The sequence below is a fragment of the Photobacterium sp. genome, assembly GCF_057456235.1.
The window spans coordinates 126688-146938 of record NZ_JBVCPH010000011.1 but is presented as its reverse complement, the minus strand read 5'-3'; the positions used below and the strand labels follow the sequence as shown (position 1 = coordinate 146938).

At 49.3% G+C, this 20251-nt stretch carries 14 protein-coding genes; 2 read left to right on the top strand and 12 right to left on the bottom strand.

Features of this window, described 5'->3' with window-relative positions; translation table 11 throughout:
• Positions 1-2 precede the first annotated feature (2 nt).
• The 11 genes from AC2204_RS13740 to hemL form a co-directional block, all read right to left on the bottom strand.
• A complete protein-coding gene (locus tag AC2204_RS13740; protein ID WP_318926248.1) occupies positions 3-890 on the bottom strand; it encodes a glucosamine kinase nucleotide-binding domain-containing protein in 888 nt (295 codons plus the stop codon).
• Entirely contained in the window at positions 883-2616 is a 1734-nt protein-coding gene (locus tag AC2204_RS13735; RefSeq protein WP_318926247.1) for a glycoside hydrolase family 9 protein, read from the bottom strand. Before AC2204_RS13735 ends, AC2204_RS13740 begins: the two co-directional genes overlap by 8 nt.
• A 60-nt stretch (positions 2617-2676) precedes the next feature.
• On the bottom strand, positions 2677-3672 hold the full coding sequence (locus tag AC2204_RS13730; RefSeq protein WP_318926246.1) for an ABC transporter ATP-binding protein: 996 nt from the start codon (positions 3670-3672) through the stop codon (positions 2677-2679).
• A 29-nt stretch (positions 3673-3701) separates the two neighbouring features.
• Positions 3702-4673 (bottom strand): ABC transporter ATP-binding protein, encoded by a 972-nt coding sequence (locus AC2204_RS13725; protein WP_318926245.1) that lies wholly within the window; start codon positions 4671-4673, stop codon positions 3702-3704.
• Positions 4673-5701, bottom strand: a complete 1029-nt coding sequence (locus AC2204_RS13720) for an ABC transporter permease (protein WP_318926244.1) — start codon at positions 5699-5701, stop codon at positions 4673-4675. The genes AC2204_RS13725 and AC2204_RS13720 overlap by 1 nt, the downstream gene beginning before the upstream one ends.
• Before the next feature lie 2 nt (positions 5702-5703).
• The gene (locus tag AC2204_RS13715; protein WP_107284128.1) at positions 5704-6690 is read right to left on the bottom strand and encodes an ABC transporter permease; all 987 of its coding nucleotides are present in this window, start codon (positions 6688-6690) and stop codon (positions 5704-5706) included.
• 139 nt (positions 6691-6829) lie between these two features.
• Positions 6830-8509, bottom strand: a complete 1680-nt coding sequence (locus tag AC2204_RS13710; RefSeq protein ID WP_318926243.1) for an ABC transporter substrate-binding protein — start codon at positions 8507-8509, stop codon at positions 6830-6832.
• A gap of 687 nt (positions 8510-9196) precedes the next feature.
• Positions 9197-12574 (bottom strand): response regulator, encoded by a 3378-nt coding sequence (locus tag AC2204_RS13705; protein WP_318926242.1) that lies wholly within the window; start codon positions 12572-12574, stop codon positions 9197-9199.
• 276 nt (positions 12575-12850) lie between these two features.
• A complete protein-coding gene (gene rsmC, locus AC2204_RS13700; RefSeq protein WP_318926241.1) occupies positions 12851-13870 on the bottom strand; it encodes a 16S rRNA (guanine(1207)-N(2))-methyltransferase RsmC in 1020 nt (339 codons plus the stop codon).
• Between the two features lie 180 nt (positions 13871-14050).
• Positions 14051-15136 carry an AI-2E family transporter gene (locus AC2204_RS13695; protein WP_318926240.1) on the bottom strand — a complete coding sequence of 362 codons (1086 nt, stop codon included), beginning with the start codon at positions 15134-15136 and terminating at the stop codon, positions 14051-14053.
• A 338-nt stretch (positions 15137-15474) separates the two neighbouring features.
• Positions 15475-16773, bottom strand: coding sequence for a glutamate-1-semialdehyde 2,1-aminomutase (gene hemL / locus AC2204_RS13690; protein ID WP_318926238.1), 1299 nt, complete (start codon positions 16771-16773; stop codon positions 15475-15477).
• 215 nt (positions 16774-16988) lie between these two features.
• On the opposite strand from hemL, the gene clcA reads away from it, so the two are divergent.
• Positions 16989-18392: a H(+)/Cl(-) exchange transporter ClcA gene (gene clcA, locus AC2204_RS13685; protein ID WP_318926236.1), complete on the top strand. Its 1404-nt coding sequence runs from the start codon at positions 16989-16991 to the stop codon at positions 18390-18392.
• Between the two features lie 59 nt (positions 18393-18451).
• Positions 18452-18793: an iron-sulfur cluster insertion protein ErpA gene (gene erpA, locus AC2204_RS13680; RefSeq protein ID WP_318926234.1), complete on the top strand. Its 342-nt coding sequence runs from the start codon at positions 18452-18454 to the stop codon at positions 18791-18793.
• Positions 18794-18894: 101 nt separating this feature from the next.
• On the opposite strand, the gene shyC is transcribed toward erpA, so the two are convergent.
• Positions 18895-20214 (bottom strand): peptidoglycan DD-endopeptidase ShyC, encoded by a 1320-nt coding sequence (gene shyC, locus AC2204_RS13675; RefSeq protein ID WP_318926232.1) that lies wholly within the window; start codon positions 20212-20214, stop codon positions 18895-18897.
• Positions 20215-20251 lie beyond the last annotated feature (37 nt).

Here is a 20251-nt window from a genome sequence, read left to right as displayed (position 1 = left end):
CCTTAAAGTGGATACAGGTTGTGACAACCTTTTGCCATTGCGATAGCACCATCCATCGCATCACCCTGAGGCTGGGCAAGACGATTTTGTAACGGCGGTACGAGCCAGGGTTGAATTCGCTCCCCAATACTGCCCATTAAGCACACCTGATCGGCACCGCGCTTTATCAGTGCGGTCAGCAACATTTCCACGTCGGCGGCGGTTTGTTGCAGTAAGTCGATAGCCAAGCTATCGCCTTCGGCCGCATGAGCGAAAATAGCCGGTGAGAATTGGCCGTAGTCACAAGGGCGGGCTGTCTTTGACCAACTGACAACGGCGTCGACATCGTGTTCGAAGTGCGCCATAACATGTTGAGCGAGCAGAGTATGCGGTACTATCTCATCGACACTTAACAGCACCTGCTGGATCAGGCGCAGCCCCATCACGGCCCCGCCGCCGTGATCGGATATCGGGAACTCGCGCCCACCGACCACCTGCTGCTGGTTATCTTTGATCAAGATGCCGCAAGAGCCTGTACCGGCGATAAGAATGGCACCGTCTTCACCACGCCATGCCCCGAGGCAAGCGCCATACGCATCAGTATTTAATGTCATTGAGGCATAAGGGTGGGAGAGTGCCATAAAGGAGTACCAGGCATCCTTCTGCTCGGCACCGGCTAAAGCAAGGCCGACTGACATCGCACTGAAATCATCAGGGGTTAGCCCGGCCAGATCTGCCGCTGTTGCAATGGCATCTAGGATTGATGCCATTGCAACTTGGCCTCCTAATAAGATATTGGCACTGCCTGTTTTGGCCTCGCCAAGAAGTTCACCGTCAAGATCGCAGATCCGAGCTCGGCAGGAGGTTCCCCCACCGTCGACGCCCACATAATATTTAATTTGACTAGCCATGATAACGCTCCTTAAATTGCAAAGTTATTGCTAATAAGTACCAACCGCCATGAGGGATCCATTGCTCGCCCCAGCGCCAGTTCTGTAACATGTCGTCTTGCTGTTTCTCCGGTTTAAACGCAATGTCTTGCTCGTTCTCAAAACCGGCAGTGATCCCGTTGCACACCCCGCCTTTCGCATTGCTAAAGCCGAGTTCGGGCAGGTAATCCGGGTTATTGCGGCCATGGCCATCGACCATGCACATATCAAACGGATTTAATCCTACAATCCAATCGGTAAGGCGCTGACCATAGGTCATGAGCTTCGTTTTGACTGCGGTATCATCAACGATGTTTTGTGCCATATAAGCCATTGCGGCCAGCGAGGCAATACGGGCATTTTCACCTTGCCACCAATAACCGGTCTCATTGTTGTGAGGCATGAAAAAAGCCGTCTGCTTATCATCATCCACCGCTTTGACATACTGGCGCGGGTAGCCAAACGGGTTGTTAACTTCTGTTGTGATATTTAATTCAAAATCCAAGGCATTGAGCAGTATTTGGTAAGTTTTTTCATTTCTAATGACATCATGCTCAATGGCTAAATATTGCATTAATGCAATCGCGGGTAACCCTGCTTCTGCAGCATGAAAGTAAGGACGGCTGCCATCATCATTGGCAGACCAGTAATGCGCTATTTGGTGATCGGAGACCTGACGTGCAACTAAGCGTTGCGCCCAATGACGAGCTTGCTCCAAGTAGCGTTCTTGTTGCGTTGTTCGATAGAGCTCAACCGTGGCGAGAAGTGCACAGTACTCGTCGATGATGTTCTCCTGACCATTATCGAGGTAGTGCTTGTTCATCTCCTGCAGATGCCAATAGCCTTTTTCTGCAGCCTGAAGATAAGCGTCTGCTTGAATGGTTCCCGTATTCAGACGCGACGTCGAGGCGAACTGAGGCAAACGCGCCGCGGCTGCGAGGGCTGCAATTGACACTCCGCCACCCTGGCGGAAACCGGCCTGATAAGCATCAGACTTGATACCGTCCTGAGTTGAATACGAACAAATCTCCCGTTGCCCCGTGGACTTACTCCACTTGTCGAACACCGTCATATAAAAATAACCCTGCGGGTTTTGCATCCGCAGTAAAAAATCCGCGCCATGAAGTGCCTCTTCCATAAGGCGCTGGCGGGTAAAATCAGCAATATTTTCTTCGTCTTCGAGCACCTCATAAGCTTTAAGCATGTTCCAAACCACCATCGGGGTTTGTTGAGGATTTAAATAGTTACCGTTTGATAGGTGACTGAGGTACTTACTGACATCGCCGGACGCGTCATACCAGCCGCCACGCACATCTGCTGTTTCATCACTACCGAAGAGACGGATGTGCTGATCGGCGTGTTCATAGCTCCCAGAGCAACGCTGCGACTTAAAGTAATGCAAGAGATCACTAAAGGTACGCCGCATTAACAGCCCCTCGGCAATACAAAACGGTACCGATTGGGTATCGCCGAGCTGAATACGGTATTCGCCGCATTGATCCAGCGGGGTGAAATCGATCGAGTAGGTATACCCCGAGTGCCATTGTGCGACCGGACCACAGGCATTAAGAGGCAGCTGCATAATGGACTGCCCGTCATCACAGCGGATGATCTGTGCCGTCGTTACCGCAAGATCAGGCTGGGCCAAAACAATGGCTTGTTTGGCCCCAAGACGCTCATATCCAAGATGGTTCGTTAACAGCTGCATGTATCCTCCAATATGTAGCTGCCGTATTAGCAGCTACATAACACTCTTAATAAATATCGATTAGCTTTCGAATAAGTAACAACGTACGAAGTGGTTCTCAGAAAGCTGAGTCACTCCTGGCAATTCTTCCCGGCATCGTGCTGTGGCGTGAGTACAGCGTCCCGCAAACGGGCAGCCAAGGCTTGCCGGTGTCCAGAGCGGGATTTCACCCTTGTTGCCCTTGAGTTTTTCATGGATAGACTTGCTGGGATCGGGCACCGCAGAAACCAGTAGCTGGGTGTAAGGATGCTGGGGATCATGAATGATCTCCTCGGTATCTCCCCATTCGACCATGTGGCCGACATACATTACCGCCAGATCTTCGGCGATATAACGTGCCGTTGCGATATCGTGGGTGATATAAAGTAGCGCCATCTCACGTTCAAACTTCATCTCCTCCATCAGATTCAGTACCCCGGCACGGATGGAAACATCAAGCATCGACGTCGGTTCGTCAGCCAGTACCACTTCAGCGCCCACCGCAATGTTGCGGGCCAGATTGACACGCTGACGCTGGCCTCCCGATAGCTGGTGAGGGAATTTAGCCGCCGTCTCTTTCGGTGGGTTCAGTCCGACCTGGTCAAGCAGGCTGTAGATCTTTTCTTCAAGCTCTTTGTTATTGCCTTTACTGACTTTGTTGTGGATCAGCAGCGGGCGGGCGATATGGTGAAAAATAGTATGGGTCGGGTTCAGTGAACCAAACGGGTCTTGCCATACCATCTGGACGCCCTGACGGTACTGCATTAAATCGCGTCGGTTGGTGATATCGGCAATGTCTCGTCCGAAGTACTCAATGTGCCCCCCGGTTGGCGGATACATTTTGGCAATCATTTTAGCGGTGGTTGATTTTCCCGATCCCGACTCGCCCACCACGGCCAGGCCGCGGCTTTTGTACATTTTGAATGACACGTCATTGATTGCACGCATCTTGGATTTCTTTAACGAATTACTATTGACCGCAAAATCTTTAATCAGATTTTTACCTTCAATAATGGGCTTTCCGACAGGTTTATTCATAATGCCTCCTAATTACTTCCTATTTTTTATTAACTGCTTTTATTGAATAGGTGGCAGTTTGATAAACGACCTGGTTCAAGTTGGCGTAATTGAGTGGCAGTGCTGAAACAGGCGTCATGGGCTTTGTTACAGCGTGCCTGAAAACGGCAGCCTTGAGGTATTTCAAGCAAATTCAATGGATTGCCAGGAATGCCGGTGAGGCGGGTTTTCGGTCCGGTCAGTGGTGGAAATGAACTTCCCAGCCCTTCGGTATAAGGGTGGAAAGGCTGTTCCAGAATTTGTTTTGATGGCGCAACTTCGATGAGTTCACCTGAATACATGATGCCAATGCGATCGGAAAACTCGACCATCAACGAGAGATCATGGGTAATGAACAGGATCGAGAAGCCGAACTCCTCTTTCAGGGCATAGATTTTTTGCAGAATTTCACGCTGAACCACCACATCAAGGGCGGTTGTGGGTTCATCCATGATGATCATTTTCGGATTCAGTGCCAGTGCAATCGCTATCACCAGGCGCTGGCGCATTCCCCCCGAGAACTGGTGCGGATAGTCCCGCAGACGAGTGGGGTGAATGTCGACGATTTCCAATAGCCCTTCAGCACGGCGAATAGCCTGCTTACGATTCATATTGGTGTGGCGCATAATGACGTCACAAAATTGATCTTCGAGTGTCAGTACCGGGTTGAGTGCATTCATTGCACTCTGAAATACCATGGAGATCTGGCTCCAGCGAAAGGCCGTCATATTGGCCTCGCTGAGCTTAAGAATATCGCCATGACCGTCAAAGATCACTTCGCCACCAGAGATAAAAGCGGGCGGCTTATGCAGACGCATTAATGCCATTGCCACGGTTGACTTACCACAGCCAGACTCACCAGCCAGACCGAATATTTCGCCTTTACCGATATCAAAGCTGACATTGTTTACCGCACGTACATCGCCAGCATCTGTGATGTAGTCAACACAAAGGTTGCGAATGGAGATTTGTGGATTGGTCATTACTTTTCTCCTCCCTGAAGGGCTGGCTGAGCCGTTTCTAATGTCGCTTTTTGGGCTTCTTTATTTTGTGCTTCCATATTTTTCCAACGGCGCATCCCTTTGTGTGAACGAAGCTGTGGGTTAGCTATTTCATCCACCGCAAAGTTGAGCAGTGCCAGGCCGATTGCAACCAGAGTAAGCGCGATACACGGAACTAACAGCTCCCACCATGCGCCGACCAGCATCGAAGAGGATGTTTGAACGTTGTACAGCATGTTGCCCCAGCTGATCGTTCCCGGGTCGCCAAGGCCAAGGTATGACAATGTTGCCTCGGTCATAATCGCCAGCATGACCGAGCCGATGAAGCTGGCACCGACGATTGAAATCAGGTTTGGCAGGATTTCAACAAAGATAATGCGCCAAGACGATTCACCTAATACCTCAGCGGCTTTGATGAACTCTTTTTCTCTGATTGACAATGTCTGGGCGCGGACAACCCTGGCGCCCCATGCCCAGGCCGTTATCCCGATAACCAGGGTTATCGTTACAGGCCCCGCCTCACCAATGAAGGCCGCGAGAACAAATAATAAGGGCAGCTGTGGGATCACCAGCATGATGTTCATGGCAGCAGAAAGAATATCGTCAACCCGGCCACCAAAGTAACCGGCAGAAACACCCACTAAGGTTGCGAGAAAACAGACCATCAAGCCGGCGCCGAAGCCAACAGCGAGAGAGGTGCGTGCGCCATACACAACTTGAGACCAGACATCGCGTCCCATTCGGGTGGTGCCGAGTACGTGTTCGGCATTTTTCGACATCCGCAGGGTACGGCTGCTGTCGGCGAGGTTTTCAGCAATCCAGCCATCGGGGTTATTTTGGGCAGCCTTAACAACAAACGCAGGGTATTCGTGCGGGTTACCCGTTTTCTTGTTAGGCACATGTTCAGTAATGAACGGGGCAAAAACCGCGGCCAAAATAAACAGCGTGATAATGATTAAGCCGGCAAGGGCCTTATGGTTACTGGAAAGTAACTTAATTAAGCCTTTCATAATTATTTGCCTCCTTTACGTAGGCGAGGGTCAAGTGCCACGATGAGGATGTCAGCCATGAAGTTAAAGAACAGCATAAACAGGGTCATGATAAGCAGCTGACCTTGCAGAACCTGATAGTCACGCGCATTAATCGCGTTAAGAAGAACGGTGCCGAGGCCCGGGTAGTTGAAGATCATCTCGATAATGAGCTGCCCCCCGATAGCCATCCCCAGCGCCATCGATAGTGCCGTCACACTGGGTAGCATGGCGTTACGTGCCGCGTAGTTGAATACCACGCGGTTTTCACTTAACCCCTTGCCCTTTGCCATCGTGATATAGTCTTCGTTCAGCAGGTTGATCATGTTATTACGCATGTTGATCAAGAAGCCGCCAATCTGGATGATGGTGGCACAAAACAGAGGTAACACCGCGTGGTAGAGAACATCTTTAATGAATTCCCAGCTGGTCCAGTCAGGTGTGGTGCCTGCGGTATACGCATAGGTTGATGGGAACCAGCGAAGGCCGATCGCGAAGGTGTATAGCACCAGCATGGCAACGACCACGGGAGGTACGGCCTGAATGACCATCATCCCAGGTGAAATGAATGCATCGTATTTACTGCCGCGTTTCCAGGCTGCAAAAATACCGAGGGTCGAGCCTAAACAGAAGGCCAGAATAACGGCGGTACCCGCCAGGAACATTGACCAACCAACCGCACGGGCCATGATTTCATTAACGGTCTGCGGGAAGGTTTGAATCGAGATACCCAGATCCCAAGAAAGAATCCCTTTAAGGTAGATAAAGTATTCTTCGTGGATTGGGCCACCGACAAACCCCAATAATTGTTTCATTGCAGCGATACGCTCAGGCGTTACCTGCACAGCTGCGTTGGCGAACATCATGGTCACCGGATCTCCCGGCATCGCTCGCGGTAAAATAAAGTTCAGCGTAATCGCAAATAAAAGCGCTATCAGATAAAAAGACAGCCGTCGTATAAAGAATCCCATAACTCACACCTTAATCATCCAGCATTGATGTATTTTGCTAGATTCAGGACAGAAATCCCCCTGACGCAAAGCGCCATAAATTTCAATCGAAGGGGGAAGAGGCGGTGCGCAATGTGCGCACCGCAAGTTAATACCTAAATTATACTTTAGGCTTTAGATCAAGTACTTGTAGCAGACGTTCTTGGGTGTTGGTGATAGGCATTGGACGGCCTTTCGGGTTCTTCTCGTTCCACCAGCCAGTAAAGCGCGAGGTGTTGTACTGAGAAGTGTAAGCTCCTGACATGACAGGTACTGTTACTTGGTTTTCTGCAATGATTTTCTGGATCTTGTGAGCCATCTTAACTTGCTCGCCACGATCTGCGGTTTGGTAGAAACCCTCAAGTAATTTGTCTAGCTCAGCATTCTTCCAGTAGTGAAGCGCAAAGCGAGGCATACCATCATTTGCCTGGAAGCGTGAGTGGTAAGCACTGTCCCAGTAAGTGTACGGATCTGCACCGTGGAAGTAGTTGGTGTAAGCAACATCGTACTGAGCATCAAGCATTGCCTGGCTGTAAACCGAGAAATCAGGGGTACTTGATTTCGCTTTAATCCCGACTTCTTCAAGCATTTCAACACCTAGCTGTACGGTGTTGTTGAAGTCAGTCCAACCACTTGGTGATTGAATTGCCAGCTCAAGCTTTTTACCTGTTGGGGTTTCAACAAAGCCATCGCCATCAAGATCTTTAAAGCCCGCTTTTTTCAGCAATGCTTTGGCGTTGTCTACATTGTAGGTCATGAACGGCTTGTATTTTTCATGAACGGCTTTATCAGACCATGACTCAAATGCCTGACCTAGACCTGAGGCGTAATCATTCACCACACCGCCGCCGTAGAAAGCAATATCAATGATCGTTTCACGGTCGATGGCCATAGAGAAGGCGCGACGGAAATCGATGTTATTGATCGCTTCATTGTTACCCGCTTTCGGCGACTGGTAGTTGAACATGAATGCCTGGCTACCACCTGCAGGATACCAGTATTTATTATCTGGGCTGGCTGCTGCGTATGTGCTGTCAACATCCGGGATGAACGAGTACGTCCAGTCGAATTGACCGCTCAGTACCTGGCCCAGGAACTGATCGTTACCTGCAACTTGCGGCAGACGCAGACAGTCAACATCCAGGTTGCTGTTATCCCAGTATTGTGGGTTACGGCATTGAGTGTATAGCTGCGGGGTGAATGTTTCGATTTCAGTGAATGGACCGGTACCAACCGGGTTCTCATTGGTAAAGCGTGTAGGATCTTCTACCTTGCTCCAGATGTGCTTAGGAACAACGGATACCTTATTGATCAGGTATGGAACATTTGAGTTTGCTTCAGTCAGGTTGAAAGTAACTTTATCACCAGAAGCGATCACTGATTTCAGGCGTTGGTTGATACCTGTACGGTCAAGTTCAGGGTGTTTTTTCAGCATGTCATACGTAAATGCAACGTCTTCTGCTGTATACGCTTTTCCGTCAGACCATTTCACTCCGTCACGGATGACGAAAGTCACCTGCATTAGGTCGTCAGACATGTAATAGTCTTTTGCCAAACGCATTACCGGCTCGTTGCCTTTCAATTCGTTGAATACGACTAAAGGTTCATAGATAAAGTCTTGAACGGTATCTAATTGAGTTTGGAGAAACGGGTTAAAGTTACGTACAAATGTAGGGTAAAACTTTGGAACCATAGTCAGTTCAGTTCGCTCAGCAGCGGCGGCAATCGGTGCCGTTAATGCTGAGGTTGCAGCGGCAAAAACCGCAAGCGCTAACTTAGTTTTCTTAATATTGGCAAGCATAGCTGTTCCTTACTCTGTGCTTTTCGTTTCACTTATGGAAAATGAGTACCCCGAGGGGTAGTCCTTGAACCTGCTTCGATAGAATGAAAATACTCTTCTATTGAATGGCCTTGCAGGCTCTCAGTGCCACTAGGAAACTCTGAATAGCCAAAATCGTCAATGTGGTCGCCCGTTAAAAACGTTAAAAGAGGCGGGCTTACTGTCAAAAACGTTAATTTCATCCTAATTGATAACTTACGTCAGCTATGATTTTGAGTTCACCCTCACAGATTAGAAACCGCGTTTCACGTGGTGTGTTAGTGCTTACTATTGGTTATTTATTTTATTTTCAGTGTGTTACGTGTTGTGTTTTTATATTGTGATGTAACGCAGTAGGCATGGTGGAGTTAATTCCTGCCGTGAAATTTCACCCCGCCGTTTGTTGTGAGTTGCTTCTCATAAACTGAAATATCTTTTTTATGGTCGTGTTGTGAACGATTTTTCACCAACAAAAATGGTAATTCTGAGTGTGTGATAGCGATCTCCCGCCCTTTTTTTATTGCTAAATCTATTTTTTTTCATGATTGAATTTACGGTTTTTACTCCGGGTTTAGCCGCAAGAACCAGGGGACGGAAACAACAAATAAAGAAAAGCCCGCATCAGCGGGCTTTGTTATATCGGTCTTATTTTTAAGTCGATTGGGAAGTTTAACTGATGATATGCTGCAGCTTGTCCCGCATTGCTTTGACATCATGACGTTCAGGTGATGGTTCATTACAACGCGCCAACACAAAGTCGATAGTATTGATAACAGTGCGCCAGCGAGGCGTTTTCGGAAGCGTTTCGAGATGAAGATACTTATCGAGTGTACGTGTTTGCAGGGTACTGCGATCTAAATAGACCCGCCATAAACCACTTTCCTCGGCCAGTTCAAATTTAGTCTTCTGGGCCGATGATTCCCAATATTGTAGTGTTGCTTTCATGACATCGACCAGCAGTTGCCGAACCATGTCGCTCTTATTTTTTCCATTGTCACCCAGCCTATCGGCAAGTCGAGTGAATTCTCCTCCGAGCTCTCGTAGTTGCTGGAGGTTATCTTTATCACCATCGAATGCAAAACCTGACAGTACCTCAACCGCACTTTCTAACATGTTGATTCGATGCTGTACGGAAGGCCCTTCAATATCAAAGACGAACATCCGTTTAAGCCCCGATTCCTCCGGCAAATTGATCACATTTGTCTCTAGTGGCTTCAGTTCATCACCTATCCGATAGGTCAGGCTGCCATTAAAGTGGTGACTGTTACTGATATCATCAGGTAAATGGGTAAGCAGAAGATCATCGATATTGTGTCGTTCCAGCTGCTCGGGCGCGCGTTTAAACAGCTTTCCCGCTGCATTATTGGCGTAGCGGATCCGGCCTTCATTCTGGACGCACAGGATTGCTTCATTGGTCGACTCCATCAGCCCGAGCAGTCGGCTCTGGGTTTCTAATAAGCCCTCCTCGATGAGTTCCCGGCGTTGGATTTCCTGTTGCAGGGCCTGATTCTCCTGGCGCTGCATCTCTGTCTGGCCAGCCTGAATATGGGCGCCGATACGGGCGATCAACTCTTCTTTGTTGAATGGTTTCATCAGGTAATCATTTGCGCCGCATTCAAATCCTTTGATCCGATCTTGTACCTGACCCAATGCCGACAGCATGATCACAGGCAGCGCCAGTCGTGAATGCTGTTTGCGTAAGGTCAGACAAACCTCATAGCCACTCATTTCCGGCATCATGACATCAAGCAGCATCAGTGCGGGTTGGTGTTGTTCCAGCAATTTAAGTGCCTGAGGCCCGTTTTCTGCCGTGAGGACCCGATAGCCTTCGAGGCGTAAGAAGTTATTGAGCACTTGCAGGTTCACGGGTTCGTCATCGACGATAAGCAGCAGCTCGCCATCAGGATTTTCCGGCAGACTCTCCGTTTCACAGCTGGTGGTATTGATCGAAGAGACCTGAAAGTGGCTATTGCGCAGAGTCGGCTTGTTACTGGCAATCTCATCTTTTGAGGCCAGATTTAGCGTAAAGCTAAATGTCGCTCCAACCATTGGCTGGCTGCTGACATAGAGTCTGCCGCCCATCAGCTCAATGAGCTGACGGCTGATTGACAGTCCGAGCCCGGCCCCCTGACGATAGTTTGAGGAGCAGGTATTCGCCTGAATGAGCGGTTCGAAAATATGTTCCAGCTGCTCAGCCGGGATCCCCTGACCGGTGTCGACAACTTGAATACGAATTTGATTTTCCAGCACGGTTGCCGAAAGGACGATCTTTCCTTCCGATGTGTATTTGATGGCATTGCCGACCAAGTTGTACAGCACCTGTTCCAAGCGCTGTTCATTGGCCATAACGGGAGGAAGATCATCGGGGATCTGATTGATAATACGGATTGGCTTACTGTCCAGCAGATGGGTTGATAACTCCAGGACTAACCGGATAGCGGATGCCAGATCGACGGGATGCTTCTCGATATCCAGATCGCCGTAGCGCATTTTGTGGTAATCAAGCAGATCATCAACCAGATCAGTCAGGCGTTGTCCGCTATTGATCAGCATTTCCAACTGACGGCGTTGTGCTATTTGTACCGGGCCGTTAACCCCAGCCAACAGCGACTCGGCAATGCCGACCATGCCATGAAGCGGGGTGCGTAATTCATGTGATGTGGTGGCCAGAAATTCATCCTTCAGCTTATCGGCGATCTGGAGGTCTTCATTTTGTTGCTGAATAACGGTCAGGTTCTGTTCCAGTTCGTTATTTTGCTCACGGATCAGGGCGATCTTCTCCCTGACAGATCGTTGCATTCGGGCAAAACTCACCGCCAGTCGGCCGATTTCATCACGGCGTTCGGTGCTTTCAATCTTTTGCTCTAAGTCACCGGCCGATACCCGCTCCGTAGCCCAGGTCAGGCGTAATAAGGGGGCGGTGATAGAATTCGACAGCCAGTGCGAAATGATAATCACCAATACGATGGCGGTCAGCATGGCTGCGATAAAGATTTTTTCCAGCTGGCGAATTCGCGCAAAAGCTTCTTCTTCCGGGAGTTCAATCACTAAGGCCCAGGGGTAACCCAGAACATTTACCGGTGAAAAAGCACTGAGGACAGGGACGTGATTGAAATTGGTAAAACGACCCACTCCGGACTTGCCTGCCAGCGCGGCTTCTATACTTTGGCTGCTTAGCTTTCCCGGTAGGTTTTGACCGGGCGGGATCCGCAGTTGATGATCCGAGCCGACTAATAGGGTCTGGGCGAAGTTATTGTTACTGTCGCGATCATTAATCAGTTCGCTGATCGCCTGATTACTTAGTTCAAAAAATACGTAACTGTGTAAATAACCTTGCTGAATGATTGGAGCGGCAAACCACGCGGTGGTTTCTGTGCCATTAGGATGCTGGCTGAAATCGGTAAATACGACGGGCACCTGATCCGGCTCAGCCTGATGTTTTTTGGTCTTTTCAGCAATGGCGGCAAAGGTCTGGGTTAAGGCATCGAAAGCGGGGGGATCCGAGAGCAGATTAAGGCCGAACTTATCGTGGTTATAAACGGAGTACACAATATTTCCGTTGATATCAACCAGCATAATATCACTGAAGTCGGAGCGCTTCAGGTATTCCTGATAAACCCGATTGTAACGTTTATACATTAGCCGGTAACGTTCGTGACCAACATAATTGGTGAGGCTGTCGGTCGATTTTTCCGTGAGGGTTTCGGTAAAATAGCGACTGTTGCTGGTGCTTTTTGTGAGTGCTGCGATATCACCTAACTGATGAAAGGCTCCCACCAGACCATAAAAACGGCCGCCACTGGCATTTGACAGTTCAGAGCGGGCAAAACTCTGCACTTCTGATTCCTTTGCCGCAAAAAAACTGTTGAGTTGTTTTTGCTTGTTATCGAGCAGCGACGCAAGATGATTGGTGCTCTGCTCGGCCAGATCGTTAGAGTGAGAATTGAGGAAAAAGAAAGCGGATAGCGTCAGCGGAGTTATGCTGAGCACTAAAAAAGCCAGCATTAAAGTATGCTGGAGGCGCTTGAATCGTTTGGTATTCTGCATTCCTATGCCTGAATTTTACGTAATTGAATTCGAGTGAAGTCAGCCATCTAATGTCAACCATGCCTAGGCCATGGTGATGGATGGATTTTGACGTTTTGTGCGTATTGTTAATTTTATCTGCCGCGTATGACTCTTATACGGAGTTTATTTTTGCAATCAAGTAAGTTGGAAGGGAAGCGTGTACTGATACACAGAATTGACACTGTTGACGGAGAAATGGGGAAAAAAAGACCGATAATGGGCAGGCTGGGGGGAGGCAGCCTGCCGTCGTGGTAGTTATTTTGTGGCGGAATAGATATTGAATTTATTGGTTTTGGCGCTGATCTCGCATTGTCCCAGGCTCTGTTCAATCAGTGGCGGATAGCGCAGAAAGCTGTTGGCAACAACAATAAGTTTACCCCGCTCAAGCAGGTGGTCTGGCGCTTGAGCGATAAAATCTTCGGTGGCACGGTAGAAGGTTTTTAAACCCGCGTGAAACGGGGGGTTGCTGATTAAATAGTTATACCGTCCTTCGAGTGCGGAATAAACGTCTGTTGCGGTAAAGGTTGCCGTAAGGTTGTTGACCTCAAACGTCTCTCTGGCGGAGGCGAGAGCCAGCGCACTGATGTCACACAGCTCTAACTCGATACGCGGATTTTTCGCTTTCATCACTGCGCCGATCACCCCGGCCCCGCAGCCGAAATCAAGCACTCTTCCGCGTAGTGGTGGTAACGTATTTAATAACAGTTCTGAGCCTTTATCTAACTCACCGTGGCTGAATACACCGGGAAGCGAACGAACGGTTAATTCGACACCTGCAACGTTAATGGGATAGCTGCGGAACCATTGGCTGATGTCAAATGGCTGTACCTCGTTATCACAGCGTCCCCAGTAAAAGCTACAACGACGAGCAGTATCATACTTGGTTAACGGGCCATATGACTGAAACATCTTTTCTGCGCTTCGAACCCCGCAGCGGTTCTCGCCGACGATGCAGACTTCAGTGTTCGGGCCGAACTTAGCCAGTACCATCGACAGAAGATAGTCAGCTTCAGCTTTTGCTTTCGGCCAGTAAATTAAGACCATATCGATGTCTAACGAAGCCTCCAGCTGAGCGCCGAAGTGACATTCGAGCTGAGCGTGATGGCTCATTGATCGGTAGTAGCCATAGTTAGTGGTAAAGATCGCAACAGACTTGGCGACATTGGTCATTTCAAGCGGAAATGCATCGCTTAACTCGCCGACGACAAGTACCTTTCGATCTTCAAAAAACGCTAACTGGCGGGCAACGACCTGGCTCGCGGCGGTGTAAGACATAGATGGCCTCGATAAAACATAACTAGGTTAAGGGCGCGAATTGTTCCATAAAACACGGGGTATGGAAAGCGGATAGGCGCCACACGAAGAGTGCGGCGCGATAAGTGAATTCGGCTGGCCAAGCCGGGCGAATTGGAGTGATACCCGCGTTACACAAGGGGCCCCCTTAACCTGCGGCAATCAACTCTGATCTTGCGCGTCAAGAAACTCTTTAAATTCAAGCTCATAAAGTTTGAATAGCACAATGGTGACGGAGAAAATAATCGGGCCGTAAATTAAACCAATCAAGCCGAATAAGTGCAGGCCGCCTAAGATCGAGAAAAAGATCAGCAAGGTATTCATTCCTGAGTTCCCCTGCATTAATAACGGCCGTAAAATATTGTCGATGGAGCCCACGACGATGATCCCCCAGCCACAGAGGAACAGTGCCCATTCCCATTGATTGATCAGCAGCAGGTAAATAGCGGCGGGAAGCCAGATCAACGCGGTGCCAAATACCGGAATGAAGGAGGCGAAGGCCATCATCGACCCCCAGAATAACCCCGGGAAACCTGCCAGCCACATGGCAAAACCACCGGCAAAGCCTTGGGCTAGTGCAGTTAGGAAAGATCCTAGCACGGCTGATTTTGCCACTTGTTCAACTTCGGTCAACAGAGCGTTTTCCTGGCTGCGGGACAGCGGCAGAATGTGGCGTAAGGCCTTAACCATCTTGTCGTGATCACGTAATAAGAAAAACAGCACAAAAAGCATCAGCATAAAACTGATCACAAAGTTGGTGGCATCCCCCAGGATCTTTGCGCTGACATTGAGCAGTTGTGAACCGAATTTAGATGCCGATAAGGCAATTTTCTGAAGGATCGCCTGGGCATCAATGCCTTCAAACGGTGACCATTTGTTGATTAATAAAAGTGCTTTTTGGGCATAGGGGTGGGCGAGCAGTTCTTTGGCGCCCCCTTCGGATAACCAGGTATAGCTTTCTTTTGAGAAGGTGGTGCCCTGATGTACAATGGAGGAGAATACGATCAGTACCGGGATCACAATGATAAAGGTCAGCAGGGTGCAGGAAAGCATTGCGGCACTGTTTGGCTTCTTGGCCATCCTGCCTTCTATTCTGGTATGCAGCGGGTAATAGAGCAAAGAGATAATAAACGCCATCACAATCGGGCCTAGATAGGGCTCTACCAGTCGGTAGCTGGCATAGGCGGCAAGCGCCAGAGCAGCCATCAGCAGCCAGTGGCTAGATTCTATTTTAAACGGTTTTGGCACTTTGTTGTCCTTCGATAAGTAACACCACAGAGATCGTTATAATCGCCCTATTCCTCATCGGTAGCAATGTGAATACGCTGTTAATAGCATTTTTAATCAAAAACTTAAACGGTAGGGTGTAATGGGGTGCTGTAATTGCGGTGGCGACACCAAGAAAAAACGCAAGTTACCATTAGCGGGTCTGGTGGTGTTCGGGGTGTGTCTGCTTGTTATCTACTTCTGGCAGTAAATAGCGGGTGCAGAAAGCTGATACGGGGCCGTCTTAGAGATGACGATATAACAACGCCACTCTGTGAGTGGCGTTGTTAGTTATTGCGGGTAGCTGTCAAAGGAACGACTTAAGCTTGTGCTTCTTTTGCCAGAGTAGCAAAAGCCACCTCTGCGGCCCCGAGTGTCGCTTCAATTTCTTTTTCGCCATGGGCCAGCGAGGTAAAGCAGGCTTCATAGGCTGATGGTGCGAGGTAGACACCATTGCTCAGCATCAGGTTAAAGAAACGCTTGAAGCGTTCTATGTCGCATCGGGTCACATCAGCATAGCTGGTGACTTGCTCTTGCTCGGTAAAGAAGAAGCCGAACATGCCGCCAACCTGATTGATGGCCAGCGGAATACCATACTTGTCAGCCAGCGCTTTAAAGCCTTCGGCCAGACGTTTAGTGGTATTCGCCAGACGTTTTTCGTTGCCTTCTTGGGTTAACACCGTCAGGCAGGCATGGCCTGCGGCCATGGCAACCGGATTGCCCGATAAGGTACCGGCCTGATAAACCGGTCCGGTTGGGGCAATATACTGCATGACGTCTTTACGGCCACCAAATGCACCGACCGGCATGCCGCCACCGATGATTTTACCGAGTGTCGTCAGATCCGGCTTAATGTTGTAATAGCCCTGAGCACCGCCTTCAGATACACGGAAGCCTGTCATCACCTCATCAAGGATCAAGAGGGCGCCAAACTGATCGCAAATTTCACGCAGGCCTTCAAGGAAGCCCGGAACGGGTGGAATGCAGTTCATGTTGCCAGCGACAGGTTCCACGATAATACACGCGATTTGCTCAGGGTGTTCGGCAAACGCTTCACGTACAGAGTCAAGATCGTTAAAGGTGCAGGTCAGTGTATGTTTAGCAAAGTCAGCCGGTACGCCCGGAGAGCTTGGCTGGCCCAGCGTGAGGGCGCCAGAACCGGCTTTCACCAGCAGGCAGTCGGCGTGGCCGTGGTAGCAGCCTTCAAATTTGATGATCTTGTCACGGTGGGTATAGCCGCGAGCCAGGCGGATAGCACTCATGGTCGCTTCCGTCCCTGAGCTCACCATACGGACTTGCTCCATGGAAGGCACAAGCTTGGAAACCAGCTCAGCCATGGTGATTTCCATTTCGGTCGGCGCACCAAAACTTAAGCCTTGCTGTGCGGCGTGAATGACAGCATCACGGACAGCGACATGGTTATGACCCAGAATCATCGGACCCCAAGAGCCTACGTAGTCGATATACGCTTTACCATCAGCATCAAAAATATATGCGCCGTCAGCTCGCTCGATGAACAGCGGACTGCCGCCAACACCGGCAAAGGCGCGAACTGGTGAGTTAACACCACCTGGGATCGTTTTTTGTGCTTTAGCAAATAAATCAGCTGATTTGCTCATTGTGATGTCCTATTTTCTAGTTTATCCGGCGATTGTACCTAATATATCGGGATCTTGGCGAGTTTGATTTTCGTTATCTCGGTCACAGATGGAAAGCTAGTTTTCAAGATTGGCGGTGTAAAAAAATGCCGCAGTCGGCTAATCTTACTGCAGACGATTTTCGTCCTTCCTGTCTGCTCCTGCCGGAGCAATCTATTCTAAGATACGGCTGACTAATGACTGATAACACCCGCGGCATTCCTGCGCCTGAGCGCCTGCAACCTAGTGGACTGGTTCGGCGATTTCTTTCTCGCGATAAAACTCCTGTTTCTGTTCTTTTTCTTTCCGCGTTGGTAGGCCTGCTGGCCGGATTGCTTGCGACTTTGTTCGAGATCGGGGTGCATTGGGTTTCGGAGCAGCGTACTACGTGGCTGCGTGATGTGATCAGCAGTGTTTTTCCCTTGTGGCTTGTGGCGTTTATGATCAGTGCCGCGCTGGCACTGGTAGGCTATTTTTTGGTTCACCGTTTTGCTCCGGAAGCCGCAGGATCGGGGATCCCTGAAATCGAAGGGGCGATGGATGATATGCGTCCGGTTCGCTGGTGGCGGGTCATACCGGTAAAATTTATCGGTGGTCTCGGGGCGTTGGGCTCCGGCATGGTATTGGGGCGTGAAGGCCCGACGGTCCAGATGGGCGGAAACCTTGGCCGTATGGTGTCTGATATCTTCCGTTTGAAAGATAAGGAAGGCCGTCATGCTTTGCTGGCCTCTGGTGCTGCAGGTGGTTTAGCCGCAGCTTTTAATGCCCCGCTGGCTGGCATTATGTTTGTGGTAGAGGAAATGCGTCCACAGTTTCGTTACAGCTTGATCTCCATTAAATGTGTCATTATTTCAGCCATTGTTGCGAATATTGTTTTCCGCAGTATCAAGGGTCAGCATGCGGTGATCACGATGCCGCAATATGACGCCCCCATGCTGAAAGCGCTGTGGTTATTTTTATTGCTGGGGATGTTTTTTGGGGTGTTCGGGGTGATTTTCAATCGCCTGATCACATTGTCACAAGATCTGTTTGTTCGCATTCACCGCAATGATCGCAAGCGCTATCTGATCACCGGAACCTTGCTGGGCGGTTGCTTTGGTCTGATATTGCTGTATCTGCCAGAATTGACGGGGGGCGGGATTGCCATTATTCCGAATGCGACCAATGGTGACTACAGTATCAATCTGTTGTTGATCCTATTCTTAGCCCGGGTAGCAACGACCTTATTGTGCTTTGGTTCGGGAGCGCCCGGCGGTATTTTTGCTCCGATGCTGGCGTTGGGCACCTTGTTTGGCACTTTTTTCGGTTCGGTCGCTCAGCTGATGTTTCCTGACTTAGGACTGGAGCCGGGGATGTTTGCGATTGCCGGAATGGGAGCATTATTTGCTGCAACAGTACGGGCGCCGATCACCGGTATTTTGCTGGTTATTGAGATGACCAATAATTATGATCTGATCTTACCATTGATTATCACGACCCTGGGTGCCACTATGCTGGCACAGGTGCTTGGCGGTCAGCCAATTTATTCACAATTGCTGATTCGCACTATAAAGAAAGAAAAATTACGGCAAGATAACCGATCTGATGTGGTGAATACTTGAACGAGATAGTCAGGTATTAGATAATCACATTAATTACCGCATGTGTTTGAGAGGTTTTAATGAGCGATGCCAATTTGCCACTGACGTTTTCTGATGTTGCTGCGAATAAAGTGAAAGCGCTAATTGCCGAGGAAGAAAACCCGGACCTGAAACTTCGCGTTTATATCACCGGTGGTGGTTGCAGTGGTTTCCAGTATGGCTTTACTTTTGATGAAAAAGTGAATGACGGCGATATGACGATCGAGAACAGCGGGGTGACTCTGGTGGTTGATCCCATGAGCCTACAGTACCTGATGGGTGGGATTGTTGATTATACCGAAGGGTTGGAAGGTTCTCGTTTCTTCGTGAATAATCCTAATGCAACAACGACGTGTGGTTGCGGAGCATCATTCAGCGTATAAAAAGTTACCGGAATAGCTGCGATTAAGTATCGCATCGGTAAAAGAAAAGCCGTCACTATGTGGCGGCTTTTTTATTGTCCGGCTTTGCTAACCCGGGCACGCTAGCCCCGGTAGGCAATTAACGGGCTGTTTTCAGCCAGCAGGTGGCTAAATTGCGTCAGCTGGCTTAACCGCTTACTGGCATGCTGCTGGAAAGCGCTCTTCTTTTTGCCTCTCAGTGACTCTGCTTGTGGTAATTTCACTGTACGGGGATTCTTGTGAACGCCGTTGACCAAAAACTCATAGTGCAGGTGAGGGCCGGTAACGCGGCCGGTTCCACCTAATGTCCCCACCACCTGTCCTTGTTTAACCCGCTCTCCGGTTTTCACTTTTCGCTTCGTCATGTGCAGGTATTTAGTGATGTAAGTAGAGCTATGGCGAATAAAGACATAGTTACCATTGAACTGGTTATACCCCGATTTCAATACCACGCCATCACCTGCAGCCCAGATCGGGGTACCCACAGGAGCTGCATAATCGGTGCCTCGGTGGGCTTTTACCCGACCTGTTACAGGGTGCAGGCGGCGTGGATTGAAGTTTGAGCTCACATAACGGAAATTAATCGGTGAACGAAGGAAGGCCTTACGCATGGCATTGCCATTTTGGTCGTAATACTTGCCTTCTTCGCTACGGACTGCAGTAAAGGTTTGCCCCAGGTTTGTAAAAGTGGCTGCCAGAATATTGCCACGGCCAATAGGGTCGCCCTCGACAAAGTGCTCTTCAAATAGCACCGAGAAACTGTCACCTTCTCGGATATCGAGGGCAAAGTCGATATCCCAGCCAAAGATACCTGCAATCTCCATGATTTGGTTGGCGGTTAAACCGGCTTTGTCTGCAGCATGCCAGAAGCTCGACGTGATTGTCGCCTGGGCAAAGTTGAATTGGGTGTCGATAATTTTGTTTTCTTCCTTCGAATGGAAGGTGTCCCCAGCCCTAGTGATAACGAGGGTCTGAGTGGCATTTTTCGGTTGGATCAGCTGAATCAGGTCATTATTATCATCAAAACCAAATTTCAGGGTATCCCCCGGACGTAATGACGTCAGGCTTTTGGTGCCGTCATCGGCATTGATTAAACGGTACAGGGTTCCCGGGCTTAATCCGACTTTATCAAATACCACTGCCAGACTTTCGCCGGACTGCACTTGATGGTTTTCCCATCTTAAACTCGGATAGTGCGGCTCTTCGTCTTCTATTGCGGGTTTAAGCTGATGGGATTCAAGGCTGAGATCAAGCGAGTAGGCTTTACCAATTTCGAACTTACGTTCCGTCTGGGCGACTTTTTCAGGACCCGGAATAAGGAGCAGCAGTACCACAAAGGCACTGAGGAAAGTGATGAGGATTTGATGCATCCTGGGCAGTCGGGCAAGTTTCGATACTGACATTGGCAAAGTAATTTAAGCGCAAAAGGAAAAAATAAGA

Excerpts from the sequence above, each read along its gene's own strand:
- AC2204_RS13705 (WP_318926242.1), bottom strand. The coding sequence starts at position 12,574 with ATGCAGAATACCAAACGATTCAAGCGCCTCCAGCATACTTTAATGCTG.
- AC2204_RS13730 (WP_318926246.1), bottom strand. The coding sequence starts at position 3,672 with ATGAATAAACCTGTCGGAAAGCCCATTATTGAAGGTAAAAATCTGATT.
- AC2204_RS13710 (WP_318926243.1), bottom strand. The coding sequence starts at position 8,509 with ATGCTTGCCAATATTAAGAAAACTAAGTTAGCGCTTGCGGTTTTTGCC.
- AC2204_RS13715 (WP_107284128.1), bottom strand. The coding sequence starts at position 6,690 with ATGGGATTCTTTATACGACGGCTGTCTTTTTATCTGATAGCGCTTTTA.
- hemL (WP_318926238.1), bottom strand. The coding sequence starts at position 16,773 with ATGAGCAAATCAGCTGATTTATTTGCTAAAGCACAAAAAACGATCCCA.
- AC2204_RS13740 (WP_318926248.1), bottom strand. The coding sequence starts at position 890 with ATGGCTAGTCAAATTAAATATTATGTGGGCGTCGACGGTGGGGGAACC.
- clcA (WP_318926236.1), top strand. The coding sequence starts at position 16,989 with ATGACTGATAACACCCGCGGCATTCCTGCGCCTGAGCGCCTGCAACCT.
- AC2204_RS13725 (WP_318926245.1), bottom strand. The coding sequence starts at position 4,673 with ATGACCAATCCACAAATCTCCATTCGCAACCTTTGTGTTGACTACATC.
- AC2204_RS13720 (WP_318926244.1), bottom strand. The coding sequence starts at position 5,701 with ATGAAAGGCTTAATTAAGTTACTTTCCAGTAACCATAAGGCCCTTGCC.
- rsmC (WP_318926241.1), bottom strand. The coding sequence starts at position 13,870 with ATGTCTTACACCGCCGCGAGCCAGGTCGTTGCCCGCCAGTTAGCGTTT.
- erpA (WP_318926234.1), top strand. The coding sequence starts at position 18,452 with ATGAGCGATGCCAATTTGCCACTGACGTTTTCTGATGTTGCTGCGAAT.
- AC2204_RS13735 (WP_318926247.1), bottom strand. The coding sequence starts at position 2,616 with ATGCAGCTGTTAACGAACCATCTTGGATATGAGCGTCTTGGGGCCAAA.
- shyC (WP_318926232.1), bottom strand. The coding sequence starts at position 20,214 with ATGTCAGTATCGAAACTTGCCCGACTGCCCAGGATGCATCAAATCCTC.